This window comes from Sporosarcina trichiuri, assembly GCF_030406775.1.
Lineage (GTDB): Bacteria > Bacillota > Bacilli > Bacillales_A > Planococcaceae > Sporosarcina > Sporosarcina trichiuri.
The window spans coordinates 395,489-411,048 of sequence record NZ_CP129119.1 but is presented as its reverse complement, the minus strand read 5'-3'; the positions used below and the strand labels follow the sequence as shown (position 1 = coordinate 411,048).

The window sequence follows — 15,560 nt, the reverse complement described above, 5'->3', positions numbered from 1 at the left end:
ATTAAGATTCAACACCTGTTGTCGTAAATAACGTCTGACGATATTTCATTCGAATGCTGTTCTGCTCCTCGCTGAACGTTAAAATCTCGCTCCTATGCAGTAAACGATCCAGGATGGCTGTGGTCAATGTCGGATCTCCTAAAAACTTCCCCCACTCTCCAGGCCCCTTGTTGGATGTCAAAATAAAGGCTGCTTGATCATACAGTTCATAAATGAACTGGAAAAATAAATGAGCTTCCTGCGGCTCGTAGGCCATGTACATGACGTCATCGATAATGATTAAATCGGATTTGACGATTCGTTTGTAGCGGGTTTTAGACTTGGCCGTATAATCCTTGGTCTTCAATACATACATCAATCGGTCCATCGAGATGAAGGACACTTGGTGTCCTCTCTCAATCGCATGAATGCCTAATGCTGTAGATAGATGGGTTTTGCCGACACCCGTCGGCCCCATCATGATCAGTGTGAAACATTCTTCTACCCACGCTAGCTCCTTTAAGACATTCAGTTGCTTGGCCCCGATTGCGGTCTGTTCTTCCAACCGAAAGTTCTCCAAGGTGAGCAGTTCAGGAAACTCTGCCCATTTCATCAACTTATCCCGACTCTTTGTCTCCCGGCATCGCACCTCATAATGAAGGAATTCATGCATCAATTCATGATACGTCCATCCCTTCGATTCGGCCTCCCGTAAAATTCGGGGCAGCTCCTTTGCGGCCTCTGCTAAGCGCAGGGTCCGGCATTGATCTTGCAGATCTTCGTAGAGTGGCTTCATACCAGATCACCTCCTTGGAAAATCTGAAGGTAGATATCTTCTTTCCGTTCGGGGGCTCGAAGATCTTGATATTTTTCATTTACCGCTGCTTCACGCTGTCCAGTCTTCTTCTCTTCCATCTCCAACGAGATGGCGATGTCCCGTAAGTCATGAGCGCTGCTGAGTCGCAGTCGTCGCATCTCCTGAACAGCCGGGGATAAGAATTCAGGATACTGAAGGCCGACTGTCTGGACAATCTGCAATTGATCGAGCAGGTGACGCGGATATCGTTCCTTCAATACCTCAATCAGCCAGTTGGAGAGCTCAGCGTCCGCGATCATTTCGGTCACCTGTCGGATTGATGTGTCGCGTTTTGTCTGGTTCCGTTTCCGGTGGCCTGGATCGGATATAAGCTGGCCTTTTCCCTTCGCGATGGTATGTTTGGCGATCACCGGTCCTGTTTGCTGCAGACGGATCAGAAGGTGATCTTTATGTTCTTCTACATAGGCGATGTTCGGCGCGTCCGACCGGAACGTACCAAGTGGTACGCTATAGCGGTTCCCTCCAAAGCGAATCACATTGTCTTTGTGAATCTGTCTTGTTATACTGGACGTACAGACATTTTCGAAAATGTAGGTTCCTGAGACCGGTCTGAGGTGTTCCTTTTCCAGAGTATACACTTCGGCAGGTCTTTTTTTCGTCGTGTGATGAACGTTATAATTCCCGGTCCGTTTCAGCCATTTCATGCAGGTATCTTGCCAGTGGCGTAATTGATCGAATACCCGGTTCTTGGCGAAGTTTCCTTTTACGTACTGGATCACCCGTTCAATTTTCCCCTTTGTTTCCGGGTCAGCTTTCCGGCACAGATAAATCCTGAACTTCCGTTTCTGATGATACCTGGCGAACTCTGCGGTCAGAATAATATCTCCCGCATTTTCACTGACGGCCAGAAGGTTGTCCTGATCATATACGATTTCTTCGGTCATGCCTCCAAAATAGGCGAAGGCATTCTCATGCATCCGAATCAAATCCTTTGTGGTAAAGGGCCTGTCGAGCCACTCTACATATTTATAGCGAGAATGGGCCAGGACGAAACCGATGAAATAGAGTTTCTGGCTTTTTCCATCAACCGTTGGCTGTCGTGTCTGCCCGAAATCGACTTGTATCTGGAGTCCCTTAGGAAGTTCGGGCACAGCCGCATATTCTCGTTCTGCCAACTGTTTAGGAATACAATATTTCTCTCTAATTTCGTTAACGTAATTCCTCACAGTCCCTTCACTGACGAAGTTCACCTCCAGCTTTTCCTTTAGCCAGTCTGCGATTTGTGCACCTGTAAGATCTGGATGCTCTCTCAGCCATCCAAGGATCTGCTTCTCATACGGATCCAGTTTCTTCTTTCTTGTCTGTAAAGACAAGGCAAACTCGTGAAATTCCTCCGGAGTCTTTCCCCCATAATCTTTCACTCTGTTTCTAGAAATCTTAAGCTTTCTAGCGATCGCTGCGTCTGAAAATCCTTCCTCACGCAGTCGCTTCACTTCAAAATACACCATCCAAATTTCCACTTCCTCTTTCCTCACTTTCTATAGACTATCTCTAGTATATAGAAAGCAATATAGTAGCGGAAAACTGTTGTGTCTTATTTGTTGAAAACTGCTCTCTCTAGTTTAACGTTTACATATACTTAAAATTAATACTGATTCAGCTACAAAATACAGAAATCGTTTTTCCCTATATTCATCTTTTGATAATAAGTTAGCAATCCACGTTTTTTCCATTTCAATCTACCTCCCAAAATAATTCATCAAGTGTTTTATCCAATGCTTTTGCAATTGCAATACAAAGATTCAGACTTGGATTATAGTCTCCCTTTTCAATTAAACCAATCGTCTGTCGGGTTACTCCAGTTACTGTGGCTAATTCATCCTGTTTCATAGAAACTTTTATCCGAGCTATCTTCACGTTATTTTTCATAGATACCTCTACTTTCTTGCAATATATATATTACTTACGTAACTTATACTTTACATTACATTTTCTTAAAGTCAATTAAAAAAACGCTAAAAAGTAAAGAATAAATTCCATACTTTTTAGCGTTTAAAACTTTCTTCCGATAAATGGCCCGTTTGTGGAGCAATACACGTTACAATCCTCAGCCGCTTTCCATCTGCCTTTGCAGCAGATGGAAGCAATCCAATACCCTGTCGTAGCTGAGAGTCCTCATTCGAATATCCTAATTGGTCTTATTTTGAAATCTCCACGGCATAGTCCGCCAGCAGCCGAGCTCCGTATCCGGTTGCTGTTTTTGGATAATAGCCGGAATCAGATGTTTTCTGCATGGCCCCAGCCATGTCGACGTGCAGCCACCGCGTGTCCTTGGCGACGAATCGGCGCAAGAAGAGTGCGGCCGTGATCGAACCCGCAAAGCTCAGGGAACTGATATTGTTGAAGTCCGCGTAATCGCTGGCGAGCGTGGTATCGTACGCTTCCACGAGCGGCATCGGCCAGACGGCATCGCCGTTCATTGCCCCGATTTGTTTTAATTTGTCTGCGAGTTCTTCATCCCCGAATACACCGGCGATATCCGAGCCGAGCGCATTTTCGATGGATCCTGTAAGCGTCGCGATATCGAGGGTGTACTTGGCGTTCAATTCACCCGCCCGTATTAGGGCATCGGCGAGGATGAGGCGTCCTTCTGCATCCGTATTGCCGACTTGCACGGTGTGCCCATTTTTGTACCGGATCACTTCACCCGGCAGGACAGCGGTATTGTCTATTGTATTCTCTACCATCGGAATGAGGGCGACTACGTTGACGTCTGCACCGGAATCAGCGAGCAGTTTCATCGCGCCTGCTACTGCCGCCGAACCGCCCATGTCCATCCGCATGTCGCTCAGGTCCTTGCCGCTTTTCAGGCTGATGCCCCCTGTATCGAATGTGACGCCCTTGCCGACAAGCGCGACGAGCGGTTTGTCAGGATTGCTGCGGTAGGTCATTTCGACGAACGATGGTGCATAGCGGCTTCCCCGGCCGACTGTCAGCACGCCGTTCATCTTCATCTCTTCCAGTTTGGCCTTGTCATGGACGGTGATTTCGACGTCAGTGCCGCTGAATGTTTCTTTCAACCGCTCCGGGTACGTTTCCGGATTCAGGACATCCGACAGTTCGTTCATGAGGTCACGGGAGAAGGACATGGCCTCCGCGCGCAGCTCTCCCGTGTGCGCATGCTGCTCTGCTGCCCCTTCTATGGACAGTTTCGTGCAGAACGGTTCAGCGTCAGACTTATATGTGAGGAATTGATATGCCCCTAAGTACCAGCCTTCTGTGAATGCAACCGCAGCGTCTTCTGCCGGGATGGCGGAAAATTGCCGGCTGATGGATGTCGCGGACACTATGGCGCTTTCAACCTTCGCACGGCTCAGTGTCCTGGCTGCTTCCCCCGCAATGGAGCGGACGGTTTCCAGGCACCCTTCCTTGCCTTCTTTAACATTCAGGACATACCATTGCTGCCCGTCCGCGAACACGGAGCTGCCGGAGCCAGCCGGGATCTGCTGTGCAAACGTTCGTAATTCCTCGTTTTGCTGGATGGTTTCGTCTGTCGTAAAGAGCACGTTAACTTGTGTCATTCTCATTCTCCCCATTCTGTCTGGATTGCTATATTAGGATTGTTGTTCCGTTCCCAGTGTACCATATGAACACAGATGATTCGAATTATTGAAGATTCATTTTTCAAGTTCATGCGTTTTGCTGCTTGACCGTTTCTCCCACTTGCTTGAGCGCGCCGGCTTATTGCTTGAGCGCTTCTTCCAGGTGCTTGAGCGCTTCGGGACTTGCTTGAGCGGCCCACTGACTCTTTGAGCGCCCCGGCACCCAGCTTGAGCGTTTCTCCACAAACTTGAGCGCCCCCAGTGCCGGCAAACAAAAAAGCCACCCCTCTGCAGGAATGGCTCAGCTGTTGACGGAATTCATCGTATCACCTTTTTGGACATTTTCATAATTCGCAGCGCCTGTCCGTTTCTTGATTTCCTCTTCGGACAGCGGCGGAGTGATCTTGCTTTCTTCGACCGGGGTCTCTTCCAAGTACTGCGTATTCTCGAGCTTGCGGTTACGCGCGTCCACGTCACGCCCGTAACGCTCAGCCTCGTCAACGGTCATCTGGCTGTTTTCCGGTGCGTTCTCTGGTACATCCACTGCAATTCATCTCCCTTCCATCTGAAACACTTCGGTAACTCAGTATTCCCCCGCCAGGTATATTCAAAACATTTTGCAGGCGGATGAATTCGCTGAGAGGATTGTGGTACGCTGAATATCAGAAGAGGTGATCAGATGAACATATTAGTCGATGCCGACGGCTGTCCCGTCGTCGATCTAACTGTACAAACTGCCAGGCAGCACGGGATCCCCTGCCTGCTCATTTGCGATACCGCCCATCAGATGGAACGTGAAGGCGCGGATACACTTGTCGTCTCCAAGGGTGCAGATGCTGTGGATTTCGTCCTTGTCAACCGGATCCAGCCGGGTGATATCATCGTCACCCAGGATTATGGTCTTGCCGCCATGGCACTTGCAAAACGCGGCAGGCCGATCGATCAGAACGGCAGATGGTATACGGATGACAACATCGACCAGCTGCTGTTCGCCCGGCACACCGCGCAAAAGGTCAGACAGGCCGGTGGGCGGCTGAAAGGACCGAAAAAGAGAACGGCCGAGCAGAATGAGGCATTCCTGAGCAGTCTCGAAAGATTGATCGCCCAGCAGGCTACCTGATTGATTCCTGATAGACATAGCGACCTGCCTGCCTGCATATAGTTAACGCGTTACGGTGCAATCTGGACAACACATACATCCGCGTCCGTCTCGGCATACAGGCTGTGTTTCTCAAACGGCGCCATGTGCAGAACGGTTTCGGCAGTGACGGAGACCGGTTCGCCTTCCACTGTGAAGCGGACGGTCCCTTTCCTGACGATGATTAGCACTTCCATATCCGCATCATGCTCGGCGACCTCCTCACCTTTGCGCAGCTGGATATTCAATATCTTGCCGTTGGTTCCCGACCATACCGGCTTCACGGATTTCGCCTGCTGTACAAGCTGATTGTTCGTTTCGATCAGTTTCATCCTGAATTCCTCCTCGTTCAGCCAAGTGCGCGCCGCATATCCGGCAGCACTGCTGCAGTCTGTCTTCATTGTACAGATTTCCGTCCCGGCTATCACATATCTTGTCTAACCGCGTTTGCAAAGATGCTAAATAGGAAATAAGTAACTTAAAGACGTTAGGAGGATTTTAAATGCCACAGATTTTATCGGTAAGCACTCACCTTCCGCCGAATCTGGTGAAGCAGGAAGAAGCCGTCGAGCTGTCACGGTCCGTATTCAGCGGCCGTTTCAAGGATATCGAACGGCTTTTGAATGTGTTCCAGAACGGTGATATCGAACAGCGGAATGTCTGCATGCCGCTCGATTGGTATGGAAGACCGCATGACTTTGAAGAGCGCAACGATCTGTACATATCGAAAGCTGTAGAATACGGCACATTGGCAGTTACGGACTGCCTGCATTCAAGTTTTCTGGATCACCCCGTCTCCTACGAAGATATCGATGCCATCATCTTCGTTTCCAGTACGGGTATCGCGACACCGAGCATCGAAGCACGCATCATGAACAAGCTGCCTTTCCGCGATGACGTCAAGCGGATTCCGCTGTGGGGGCTCGGTTGTGCCGGGGGTGCAGCGGGGCTCAGCCGCGCCCACGAGTACTGCCGTGCCTATCCGAAGGCGAACGTGCTCGTCCTGGCGATCGAACTGTGCAGTCTGACGTTCCAGAAAGACGACTATTCGAAGAGCAACCTGGTCGGCGTCTCCTTGTTCTCGGACGGCGTCGCCTGTGCACTTATTGCGGGTGATGATTCGGCCTTGTCAACGGACCGGGTTCGCCCTTCCATCATCGGGACAACGTCCAAGCTGATGCCGGATTCCGAGGAGGTCATGGGCTGGGATGTGAAGAACAACGGCCTGTATGTCGTTTTTTCGAAAAGCATTCCAACAATCATCACTGAATGGCTCGGGCCGTTCGTCCATCAGTTTTTGGCAGGTCATGGGCTGAATGATCAGGACATCTCACATTTCGTCGCCCATCCAGGCGGCAAGAAGGTGCTGAAGGCGTATGAAGATGCCCTGCATTTCGACAGTTCCATGACGGCCATTTCGAGGGATGTCCTGCGCATGAACGGCAACATGTCCTCCCCTACTGTGCTGTATGTCTTGAAGCGGTTCATGGAAACCGGACCTGCGGCCGGCGAATACGGTGTGCTGGCAGCGCTCGGTCCCGGGTTTTCCGGGGAACTCCAGCTGCTGAAATGGGAATGAGGTGGACTGATTGCTGTTCTGGATCCTGTTTTTGATCGTCGTCTGTCAGCGTCTCGCTGAACTGGCTGTTGCCAAGAGCAACGAAAAGAGGATGAAAGCGCAGGGGGCGTATGAAGTTGGTGCACGTCATTATCCGGCGATCGTCCTGCTGCACACAGCGTTCTTCGTCTCCCTGCTGCTTGAAGTGCTCATCCGGAAGCCGCCGCTCTCGCCGGTCTGGGGGCTGCTGCTCGCCGTCTTCCTGCTTACGCAAGTGCTGAGGATCTGGTGCCTGGCATCCCTCGGCAAGTATTGGAATACGAAGATCATCATACTTCCCGGTGCGGATGTTGTGATGAGAGGCCCTTACCGCTTCATCCGCCATCCGAATTATGTTATCGTCGCAACGGAGATCTTGGTTCTGCCGCTGATATTCGGTGCCTGGATCACGGCCATCCTCTTCACACTGCTGAACATCTGGATGATGTCCGTCCGGATTCCGGAAGAAGAGCGTGCGCTGAAGGAAGCCACCAATTACAAAGAGAAGTTCTCATTGGATAATTGAAAACAGCGGTCCGTCATCGAGACGGACCGCTGTTTTTTCATGCGGATTCTCTATCATATGTGAGAGTCTTGCCTGTCAGGCTGAACAGGATCGTCAGTACGGGAGAGAACAGGCAGAACAGCGCGAAACCGAAATAGTCTGCGACCGGGACGCCGAGTACATCGGCGATGAAGATCCCGCAGACACTCCATGGGACCAGCGGATTGACGACCGTCCCGGCATCCTCCATGACGCGGCTCAGATTTTTGCTGGCGAGTCCGAGCTTTTTGAACTGCCCCTGGAACGCCTGGCCGGTCAGCAGGATGGATAAGTACTGTTCACCGATCAGGACGTTGATGCTGACAGCGGTGGCGGCGGATGCCCCGATGACGGAGCCCGCTGTCCGGAGCGACTGCTCCACTCGTGCAAGCAGCGTCTGGACGATCCCGAGCTTGAACAGCAAGCCGCCCATCGTAAGAGCCAGTACCACCAGAGTGATCGTGAAGAACATGCTGCTGATCCCTCCCCGGGTCAGCAGGCTGTCCACCGCCTCCACGCCCGTTTCCGAGACGAACCCGCCGAACAGGATGCCGAACACCTCGGATGCGCTGTACGGATGCAGCCCGCAGCCGACCGCGACTGCCGAAGCTGTGCTGCCAGCAAGCGTCAGCAGTGCAGGGACTTTCATCAGTGTCAGGGCGATCAGAAGTACGAGCGGCACGAACGAGACCCAATGGACGAGTCCTGTCTCGATCAGCGCCTCCCGGAACGAGTGGATCGTATCCATCTTCGCTCCGTCCGCAGCGGGCGACAGGATGGCGAAGATGATGAACGACAGCACGAATGCCGGCACGGTCGTCCACATCATATTGCGGATATGGGCGAACAGGTCGACTCCGACGAGCGAAGACGCCAGATTGGTCGTATCCGAAAGCGGCGACATTTTGTCCCCGAAGAACGCTCCGGAAACGATGGCTCCAGCTGCGATCGCAGGCGACAGACCGAGCACACCAGCCATACTGAGCAGTGCAACGCCGACGGTCGCCACGGTTGTCAGCGAGCTGCCGATGGAGATACCGATGATCGCTGTGACCGTGAAGGCGATCGCATAGAAGTACGTAGGTGTAATGAGCTGGAACCCCGCATTGATGAGACTCGGGATCGTCCCGCTCATCATCCAGCTGCTGATCAGCATGCCGATGAAAAAGAACAGGAACACTGCGCCCATACCGGCACCGGCACCTTCGGTCATCCCTTCCTGCAGCGTGCGGTACGGGACTTTCCTGAACAGGCCGTATCCGATGAGCAGAAGGATGGCGGCCAGTATAGGGAGGTGCGGCACGGCGCCGAACCCGATGATGCTGACACTGATTGTCAGGATGATCAGGACGGCGAGTGATAGAGATGCTGTGAATGATGGTTTGATAACTGGCTGGATGTGGTCCATGTCGTGCCCTCCTCGGCAAATGCAAAAAACTCCATTCGTCCCCATAAACAGGGACGAAGGAGTTCTCCGCGGTACCACCCAGATTGACAGGCAGCCAGGGCCCGTCCGCTTCATTGGTCTCAAAGCTGTACAACCGATGACGTACTTCACAATCCGGCTGCCTGGACTCCCACCGACCGTCCAGTCTCTGTCTTCTGCATACCCGGATGTGCTACTGCATCATCACTTTGATCACTATTCATAATATATCGGAACGAATGTTATTGAAATCTTACCACGCAAAATCGGATTGTCAAGCACGCATCGATTTCATCGCTGTTCACAAGCGACGCCGTCTTTGTCGCCGTCCAGCCGATCCGCATACGCGGGATGGCCTTTCTTCACACCATCCGGGTACACTTTACGCAATTTGGTGCAGTTCGCGAATGTCTCTTTAGCCTTATCTTTTGCTGAAGACGGCTTTGGCGCTGACGATGCTCCTTTCCCCTCCGGATAGGCAGTACTGTCAAAACCGCGGTCGGTCGCATAGTCCTCAAGCGTCCAGATACCGATCCCCTTCTTTTTCGCTTCAGCTTGCTTCCTCTCATACTCATCGAGATGACCGGTGTTCGGTGGGTACACATACGCCACACGCGCAAGACCCTCTTCCAGCAGTTTCTCCTGCACACTCTCTCCGTCTATGTAGATATAGGCGAGCAGCCGGTTGTATTTGTCATACTTCGGTCCGACGTCGAACTCGATTTCCAATCTGCCGCTATTGAGGATCTCCTGATTCCGCCGTTTCGCCTCTTCGCCGAACGGCTGCTTTCCGAGACGCGGATGGTTCGTCTCCGGCGTGTCGATCAGCAGATAGCGCACGTTCTGCTCTTTGCCTTCGTACTCGATTATGATCGTATCACCGTCAATGGTTTTGATAAGCTCAACTGGGATCAGCCCTTCCCTGGTCGGAGCCGTCTCTTCCGCCGGGCCGAACAAATAATAGGCACCGGCCAGGATGACAGCGATGACTAATGCGGACAGGCTCCCTTTCGTCTTCCGTCTGCTTCTGTTCTGCGGCATTTCGCCCACCACTTTCCTTACGTCATTCTTGTCAGTTTACCAGCATTGCAGGCAGATGAAAAGCAGCCGCGGCAATGGCGGCTGCTCCTGAATTTATCGGTTCCAGTGGCGGTGCTGTGCGACTGCCTGGACGAATTGGTCAGCGAATCCATCTTGTCCGGCTGCCACCACACCGTCCGTCATTTCGACGTTCGATTTCTCTGCGAGCGGCTGTGCTTTCGACAGAAGGGCGATCGGTTTGAAGTGTTTGTACGCTTCGTTCAGGAAGTCGACCGTATCCATTTCATACTGCTGCTGGTTCTCCGCGTCCCCGCCTGCAGCGACGATTGCATCATAGAGGACAGCGTGCATCGTCTGGGTCGTTTCATCGATTTCCGCTTCCAGGCCGCCTGCTCCGGTCACGGTTCCGTACCGTTCACCGATCAGATCGACATTCATACCTGCGTTCAGGCACGTCTCGACAAGTGTCTCCACTTCTTTGTCGTCGAATCCATTGCCGATCAGGATTCCGACTTTGCGGGTATCCGGAAGTTTCGCTTTGTTTTCCTGGCTGAGAGCAGGTGACTCTTTCTCAACAGTGCTCTCTTCATCGCCGTTCGGTGCGTGTACACCGACTGCATGGGCAACTGCAGAAGCAAGCCCGTTATCTACGTTGCCGAACATATCGACGACCTGCTGGCGGACGTCTTTGTTTTTCACCTTGCCGACTTCAAAGCTGAACGCATCGACAATATGCTTTTTCTCCGGCAGACTCATGCTGTTCCAGAACAGCTTCGCCTGGGAGAAATGGTCTTTAAACGAATCGCTCCGTGCGGCAACCTTCCGACCTTCCACCTTCTCCTGATAATGGACATATCCGCCATCCGCTTCCGAGGATACGGAAGGTGTGTTATCCGCCATCGAGTTTTTGTGGTAGGCGACCTGTCCTGTATTGATGGTCTGACGGCCGTAGCCATCCCGCTGGTTGTTGTGGAACGGACAGACCGGACGGTTGATGGGCAGTTCATGGAAATTCGGCCCGCCGAGACGGATCAGCTGTGTATCCGTATAGGAGAACAGACGGCCCTGCAGCAGCGGGTCATTCGAGAAATCGATGCCCGGCACGACATGGCCGGGATGGAATGCCACCTGTTCCGTTTCGGCGAATACATTGTCCACATTCCGGTTGAGCGTCATCTTTCCGATGAGCTTGACCGGCACATCCTCTTCCGGCCAGATTTTTGTCGGATCCAGAATATCGAATTCGAAATTGAACTCATCTTCCTCCGGTACGATCTGCACACCAAGCTCCCATTCCGGATAATCACCGTTCTCGATACTTTCCCAAAGATCCCGGCGGTGGAAATCCGGATCTTTCCCGCTCACTTTCTGGGCCTCATCCCAGACGAGCGAGTGGACGCCCAGTTTCGGCTTCCAATGGAATTTGACAAAATGAGATTTCCCTTCCGCGTTGATGAACCGGAAGGTATGTACGCCGAACCCTTCCATCATGCGGAAACTTCTCGGAATCGCACGATCGGACATATGCCACATGATCATATGTGCGGATTCCTGGTTGTTCGCAACAAAATCCCAGAACGTATCGTGGGCGGACGCCGCCTGCGGCATCTCATTATGCGGTTCCGGCTTCACGGCATGGACGAGGTCAGGGAATTTGATGGCATCCTGGATGAAGAATACCGGCATATTGTTGCCGACGAGATCATAATTCCCTTCTTCCGTATAGAACTTCACGGCAAATCCGCGGACGTCACGCACCGTTTCCGCGGAACCGCGGCTTCCGGCAACAGTCGAGAACCGTGTGAAGACCGGTGTTTTCTTTCCAGGCGTCTGAAGGAAGCCGGCCTTCGTATACTCGCTCATCGACTCGTACAGTTCAAACTCACCGTGCGCGGCATACCCTCTCGCGTGCACGACCCGCTCAGGGATACGCTCGTGATCGAAGTGCGTCATCTTTTCACGGAAATGGAAGTCTTCCATCAGGGTCGGCCCGCGGTCACCCGCTTTCAGCGAATGCTCATCCTCCGAAACTTTCAGTCCCTGGTTCGTCGTCATCGATTTGTTATGGTCATTGGAACGAAACGTCTCGAGCTGGCGATGCTTTTCGTTCTGCATGTCTTTTTCGTTTTGCACTGTTCCGCCTCCATTCAAGAATAGCTGTCTATCCTCTATTCCCGGAGACTTTCCCGCTAAACTGTCAGCCTGTGAAAAATCCTCCTGTGACATAACCTGCAGCGGTGAACAGCAGACCGAACAGGACGGAGCCGGCCAGGTAGAGGATCGATCTGCCGTACTTCCCGAGCCGCATCATGCCGATCCCCTCTTTGATCCACGTGGAGAACGTTGTAAGGGAGCCGGCGAACCCGGACACGAGAAAGAATGTGATCGGTCCCGGCAGCTGAAGCCTCATGACAAACCCGATCAGCAGGCAGCCAAAAAGGTTCACGGCCAAGGTGCCGACTGGTGCATGAGCGTCCTGGTTCAGTTTTTTCGAGACGGCAAACCGGAGCATGGCGCCAAAAAACGCTCCGGCGGAGACTGCAAGTATATCTGCTGCGGTCATGTGCTCTGCCTCCTTCCGCCAAGTACGATGCCGAGTGACCCGGCGGCCAAGCCGGCGATGAGACTTGCCCCGACGTATAGCAGCGCCTGCACGGGATCCGATTCAACGAGCGACAGCGTCTCGAAGCTGAATGTGGAAAACGTCGTGAACGACCCGAGGAAGCCGACGGAAATCGCGTCGAAGGCCGTCCTGTTGACAAGTGTCCACTGCAGTGCGCGTTCGACGAGGAAGCAGAGGATGAACGCACCTGCTATATTGACGGCGAACGTGCCGGCTGGAAAGCCGTCCGTCATCGGGTACAGCAGGCTGATCCCCGTCCTCGCGAGTGCGCCGAGAGCACCTGCCGCCCCGATTGCCAGATAGGTCTTCATAGCTCCGCCATCTCCAGCATCCGCTTCTCCAGGACCGGCTGCAGCGCCAATTTTTTGGTCGTTCCTGCGAACCGGATCTCGATCGACTCCTCCCCGACTTCAAGGATCTCCCCTTTGCCGAAGACCCGGTGCTTCACGAGCGTGCCGGCATGCAGCTGCTGCAGCTCACCGATGCCGTCCGGATTGACAGGGACCGATTTCGGGGCAATCGTGCTGTATGCCGGTTTGGAGGACGGATTCCGTTCTTTGGCAGGCAGAAGAATACCCCGGACTTCATCGAGGAATCTGGAGTCTTCTTTCCCCTTGCCGTCCTGCGAAGCGAACGAACACAGTTCAAGCCGCTCCTTCGCGCGCGTCATCCCCACATAGAACAGGCGCCGTGCCTCTTCGAGGGCATGACGGTTATCCAGGTCTTCATCCGACGGAATGACGCCTTTGACCAGATCCACCATGAACACCCTGCGGAATTCCAGCCCTTTTGCGGAATGGAATGTCGACAGTGTCACAGCCTGTCCGTCCGGCTGTTTCTTCGCCTCCTGTACAGCCTGCTCGAGTGTTTTCAGCTGGTCCGCGAATTCGATCATCGTCCGTGTCTGTTCCGCGATCGATTCGAGTGTATCCAGGATGCCCTTCAGGCTGTCCGCCCGGTAGCCGAACTTCGAAGACATACTCACCAGACTCTCTTCATAGCCGAGCTCATACCGGATCATCCGGATGATCTGCGCCGGCCGCATGTCGGGGATCTTGCGGTAGGCGGCCTCATACTCTTCCAGTTTGCGGACCTGGCTTTCCTTCAGCACTGCTGACTGGCGGTACGCTTCGAACACATTGCCAGGCAGCGTACTCACAGCGAACGCGGTCAGCGCGCTCCGTGATATGAAGAGGTTCATCTTTCCTGCCACTTTTGCAAAAAGGTCTTTCCGTTCCCAATTGAAACTGAGACGCATGAAGTTCAGGACATCCTCCACAACCCAGTGGGAAAAGAACTGGTCATCGGCATCCTTCATATAGAACGGGATGCCCCTCCTGTGCAGTTCGTTGACGAAAGGAGTGGAGGATGCATTGTTGCGGAACAAAATAGCCGTTTCGCTCAAGTCCGTTTCAGCAAGAAGCTCGTAAATCACATAGTCCACCTGCCGCTTTGTATCGTCGAACCGACGGAGACTGACATCTCCCTTTTCTCCATTGTCCGTCTTCATCTCTTTTGGCCAGCGTTTTTTGTTCCGGCGGATGAACTCGGCGGACAGGCCGACGATTTCCCGGGATGACCGGTAATTCTGTTCCATGGACAGCAGCTTGGCATCCGGGTAGACAAGTTTGAAATCGAGCAGGTAATCAGGGTCCGCGCCACGCCATGAATAGATCGACTGGTCATCATCCGCGACGACACAGAGATTGCCGTGCATGGCGGTGAGATGCTCCACCAGTTTGTGCTGGACGAATGAAGTGTCCTGGCTTTCATCCGTCAGGACATAATCGTATTTGCCTTGGAATTCCCCTGCCAGGCTGTCGTCGACCCTCATCGCTTCTTCCGCTGTCAGCAGCAGATCGTCGAAATCGAGGAGCTTCGGTCCAGCCTGCTCCCCTTTCATCTGCTCATATTTCCTTGCAATGGCTGCAGCCTGTTCGAACGGCTCCAACTTCGGGCTCCAGCTGTCCGCAGGGATCATCCGGTTCTTCATCAGGCTAAGATAGGTCGACAGCGCAGTGACCTGGTCATCGGTCCCATTCTCCTTCAGGACGGTCCGGCAGGCGGTTTTCAGCAGTTTCTGTTTCGCATACCCTTCCAGGAGCGTGAAGCTGCTTCCTTGCTTTGCCAGCCACTTTTTAACTATCGAGAAGGCCATGCTATGTATGGTGGAAAAGTCGGCAGGCGGCAGATCGGGGAACAGTGAACCGAACCGCTGTTTCATGTCGATCGCGGATGCCTTGCTGAACGTGATCGCCTTGATGCGTCGCGGATTGACCGCAAGTTCTTCGATCAGATAACCGATCTTCATGATGATTGTCGTCGTCTTCCCGGATCCCGGGCATGCCAGCAGCAGCATCGGGCCCTCTGCCGTCCGTACGGCTTCCTGCTGGACATCATTCAGCCGGATGGACAGCTGCTGCTGTTTCCGTTCAAAAAAGTCTTCCATTTGCATCAAATCTCCCCGTAAAATTCATATCTCCAATTTACCACAAAGAATGTCCGGACGTGTACAAAGGGCAATTGAAAAACCTTCCTCAGCGAAAGAGGAAGGTCCGGGTATACAACTGTTTTCAATTTAGAAGCCGCCGGTTTCGAGGCGGTCGTTCTTCAAGTCTTTTTTCTTATCATCGCTGCCTGTGTAGGCGGTGGAAGCGACTTCGTTCTTATGGCGCTGTTCGTCCGTGTATTCGGTCCCTTCCATACCGCTGGATTCCTGGTCGGTCCGACGCTTTTCATTTTCATTGGATTTTGCCATCGTGAATCCCTCCTTTTCGATCTACGGTCAGTATA

The 15,560-nt window shown here is 52.8% G+C and carries 17 protein-coding genes; 4 read left to right on the top strand and 13 right to left on the bottom strand.

The annotated features are described in order from the left end of the window. Position 1: 1 nt before the first annotated feature. The 3 genes from istB to QWT68_RS02370 all read right to left on the bottom strand — a co-directional run bounded on the left by istB (position 2) and on the right by QWT68_RS02370 (position 2,725). Positions 2-775: an IS21-like element helper ATPase IstB gene (gene istB / locus QWT68_RS02380; RefSeq protein ID WP_290148489.1), complete on the bottom strand. Its 774-nt coding sequence runs from the start codon at positions 773-775 to the stop codon at positions 2-4. Beyond that, positions 772-2,304 (bottom strand): IS21 family transposase, encoded by a 1,533-nt coding sequence (gene istA / locus QWT68_RS02375; protein ID WP_290148487.1) that lies wholly within the window; start codon positions 2,302-2,304, stop codon positions 772-774. Before istA ends, istB begins: the two co-directional genes overlap by 4 nt. A 226-nt stretch (positions 2,305-2,530) precedes the next feature. Then, a complete protein-coding gene (locus QWT68_RS02370; RefSeq protein ID WP_040286076.1) occupies positions 2,531-2,725 on the bottom strand; it encodes a helix-turn-helix transcriptional regulator in 195 nt (64 codons plus the stop codon). 2 nt (positions 2,726-2,727) lie between these two features. Here QWT68_RS02370 and QWT68_RS15590 point away from each other — a divergent pair, with 2 nt between their 5' ends. Next, positions 2,728-2,829, top strand: a complete 102-nt coding sequence (locus QWT68_RS15590; protein WP_144036124.1) for a DUF1563 domain-containing protein — start codon at positions 2,728-2,730, stop codon at positions 2,827-2,829. A gap of 165 nt (positions 2,830-2,994) precedes the next feature. Here QWT68_RS15590 and QWT68_RS02365 read toward each other — a convergent pair whose 3' ends face one another. Together QWT68_RS02365 and QWT68_RS02360 are read right to left on the bottom strand one after the other, a co-directional pair. Continuing rightward, positions 2,995-4,377: a leucyl aminopeptidase family protein gene (locus tag QWT68_RS02365; protein ID WP_040286075.1), complete on the bottom strand. Its 1,383-nt coding sequence runs from the start codon at positions 4,375-4,377 to the stop codon at positions 2,995-2,997. A 322-nt stretch (positions 4,378-4,699) separates the two neighbouring features. After that, on the bottom strand, positions 4,700-4,942 hold the full coding sequence (locus tag QWT68_RS02360; RefSeq protein WP_040286074.1) for a hypothetical protein: 243 nt from the start codon (positions 4,940-4,942) through the stop codon (positions 4,700-4,702). A 135-nt stretch (positions 4,943-5,077) separates the two neighbouring features. On the opposite strand from QWT68_RS02360, the gene QWT68_RS02355 reads away from it, so the two are divergent. Next, positions 5,078-5,518 (top strand): YaiI/YqxD family protein, encoded by a 441-nt coding sequence (locus tag QWT68_RS02355; protein ID WP_040286073.1) that lies wholly within the window; start codon positions 5,078-5,080, stop codon positions 5,516-5,518. 50 nt (positions 5,519-5,568) lie between these two features. On the opposite strand, the gene QWT68_RS02350 is transcribed toward QWT68_RS02355, so the two are convergent. Next, on the bottom strand, positions 5,569-5,868 hold the full coding sequence (locus QWT68_RS02350; RefSeq protein WP_290149309.1) for a cupin domain-containing protein: 300 nt from the start codon (positions 5,866-5,868) through the stop codon (positions 5,569-5,571). A 170-nt stretch (positions 5,869-6,038) separates the two neighbouring features. Here QWT68_RS02350 and QWT68_RS02345 point away from each other — a divergent pair, with 170 nt between their 5' ends. Next, the gene (locus QWT68_RS02345) at positions 6,039-7,115 is read left to right on the top strand and encodes a type III polyketide synthase (RefSeq protein ID WP_040286072.1); all 1,077 of its coding nucleotides are present in this window, start codon (positions 6,039-6,041) and stop codon (positions 7,113-7,115) included. Positions 7,116-7,125: 10 nt separating this feature from the next. Then, the gene (locus QWT68_RS02340; RefSeq protein ID WP_040286071.1) at positions 7,126-7,659 is read left to right on the top strand and encodes an isoprenylcysteine carboxyl methyltransferase family protein; all 534 of its coding nucleotides are present in this window, start codon (positions 7,126-7,128) and stop codon (positions 7,657-7,659) included. Positions 7,660-7,696: 37 nt separating this feature from the next. Here the strand turns inward: QWT68_RS02340 and nhaC are convergent, their stop codons facing one another. From nhaC to QWT68_RS02305, 7 genes are all read right to left on the bottom strand, one after another. Continuing rightward, on the bottom strand, positions 7,697-9,085 hold the full coding sequence (nhaC, locus tag QWT68_RS02335; RefSeq protein ID WP_290149307.1) for a Na+/H+ antiporter NhaC: 1,389 nt from the start codon (positions 9,083-9,085) through the stop codon (positions 7,697-7,699). Between the two features lie 309 nt (positions 9,086-9,394). Continuing rightward, positions 9,395-10,153 (bottom strand): thermonuclease family protein, encoded by a 759-nt coding sequence (locus QWT68_RS02330; RefSeq protein WP_431312217.1) that lies wholly within the window; start codon positions 10,151-10,153, stop codon positions 9,395-9,397. Between the two features lie 84 nt (positions 10,154-10,237). Next, positions 10,238-12,259, bottom strand: coding sequence for a catalase (locus QWT68_RS02325; RefSeq protein ID WP_290150441.1), 2,022 nt, complete (start codon positions 12,257-12,259; stop codon positions 10,238-10,240). Between the two features lie 82 nt (positions 12,260-12,341). Beyond that, positions 12,342-12,707, bottom strand: a complete 366-nt coding sequence (locus tag QWT68_RS02320; protein WP_040286068.1) for a fluoride efflux transporter FluC — start codon at positions 12,705-12,707, stop codon at positions 12,342-12,344. Next, positions 12,704-13,078 (bottom strand): fluoride efflux transporter FluC, encoded by a 375-nt coding sequence (locus QWT68_RS02315; protein WP_040286067.1) that lies wholly within the window; start codon positions 13,076-13,078, stop codon positions 12,704-12,706. Before QWT68_RS02315 ends, QWT68_RS02320 begins: the two co-directional genes overlap by 4 nt. Further along, on the bottom strand, positions 13,075-15,216 hold the full coding sequence (locus QWT68_RS02310; protein ID WP_290149303.1) for an ATP-dependent helicase: 2,142 nt from the start codon (positions 15,214-15,216) through the stop codon (positions 13,075-13,077). The genes QWT68_RS02315 and QWT68_RS02310 overlap by 4 nt, the downstream gene beginning before the upstream one ends. A gap of 129 nt (positions 15,217-15,345) precedes the next feature. Then, positions 15,346-15,525 carry a hypothetical protein gene (locus QWT68_RS02305; protein WP_040286065.1) on the bottom strand — a complete coding sequence of 60 codons (180 nt, stop codon included), beginning with the start codon at positions 15,523-15,525 and terminating at the stop codon, positions 15,346-15,348. Positions 15,526-15,560: the final 35 nt, after the last annotated feature.

Bases quoted from the DNA above. Each gene is read 5' to 3' on its own strand.
- istB (WP_290148489.1), bottom strand. From the start codon at position 775: ATGAAGCCACTCTACGAAGATCTGCAAGATCAATGCCGGACCCTGCGC.
- istA (WP_290148487.1), bottom strand. From the start codon at position 2,304: ATGGTGTATTTTGAAGTGAAGCGACTGCGTGAGGAAGGATTTTCAGAC.
- QWT68_RS02370 (WP_040286076.1), bottom strand. From the start codon at position 2,725: ATGAAAAATAACGTGAAGATAGCTCGGATAAAAGTTTCTATGAAACAG.
- QWT68_RS02365 (WP_040286075.1), bottom strand. From the start codon at position 4,377: ATGACACAAGTTAACGTGCTCTTTACGACAGACGAAACCATCCAGCAA.
- QWT68_RS02355 (WP_040286073.1), top strand. From the start codon at position 5,078: ATGAACATATTAGTCGATGCCGACGGCTGTCCCGTCGTCGATCTAACT.
- QWT68_RS02350 (WP_290149309.1), bottom strand. From the start codon at position 5,868: ATGAAACTGATCGAAACGAACAATCAGCTTGTACAGCAGGCGAAATCC.
- QWT68_RS02345 (WP_040286072.1), top strand. From the start codon at position 6,039: ATGCCACAGATTTTATCGGTAAGCACTCACCTTCCGCCGAATCTGGTG.
- nhaC (WP_290149307.1), bottom strand. From the start codon at position 9,085: ATGGACCACATCCAGCCAGTTATCAAACCATCATTCACAGCATCTCTA.
- QWT68_RS02325 (WP_290150441.1), bottom strand. From the start codon at position 12,259: ATGCAGAACGAAAAGCATCGCCAGCTCGAGACGTTTCGTTCCAATGAC.
- QWT68_RS02320 (WP_040286068.1), bottom strand. From the start codon at position 12,707: ATGACCGCAGCAGATATACTTGCAGTCTCCGCCGGAGCGTTTTTTGGC.
- QWT68_RS02315 (WP_040286067.1), bottom strand. From the start codon at position 13,078: ATGAAGACCTATCTGGCAATCGGGGCGGCAGGTGCTCTCGGCGCACTC.
- QWT68_RS02310 (WP_290149303.1), bottom strand. From the start codon at position 15,216: ATGGAAGACTTTTTTGAACGGAAACAGCAGCAGCTGTCCATCCGGCTG.
- QWT68_RS02305 (WP_040286065.1), bottom strand. From the start codon at position 15,525: ATGGCAAAATCCAATGAAAATGAAAAGCGTCGGACCGACCAGGAATCC.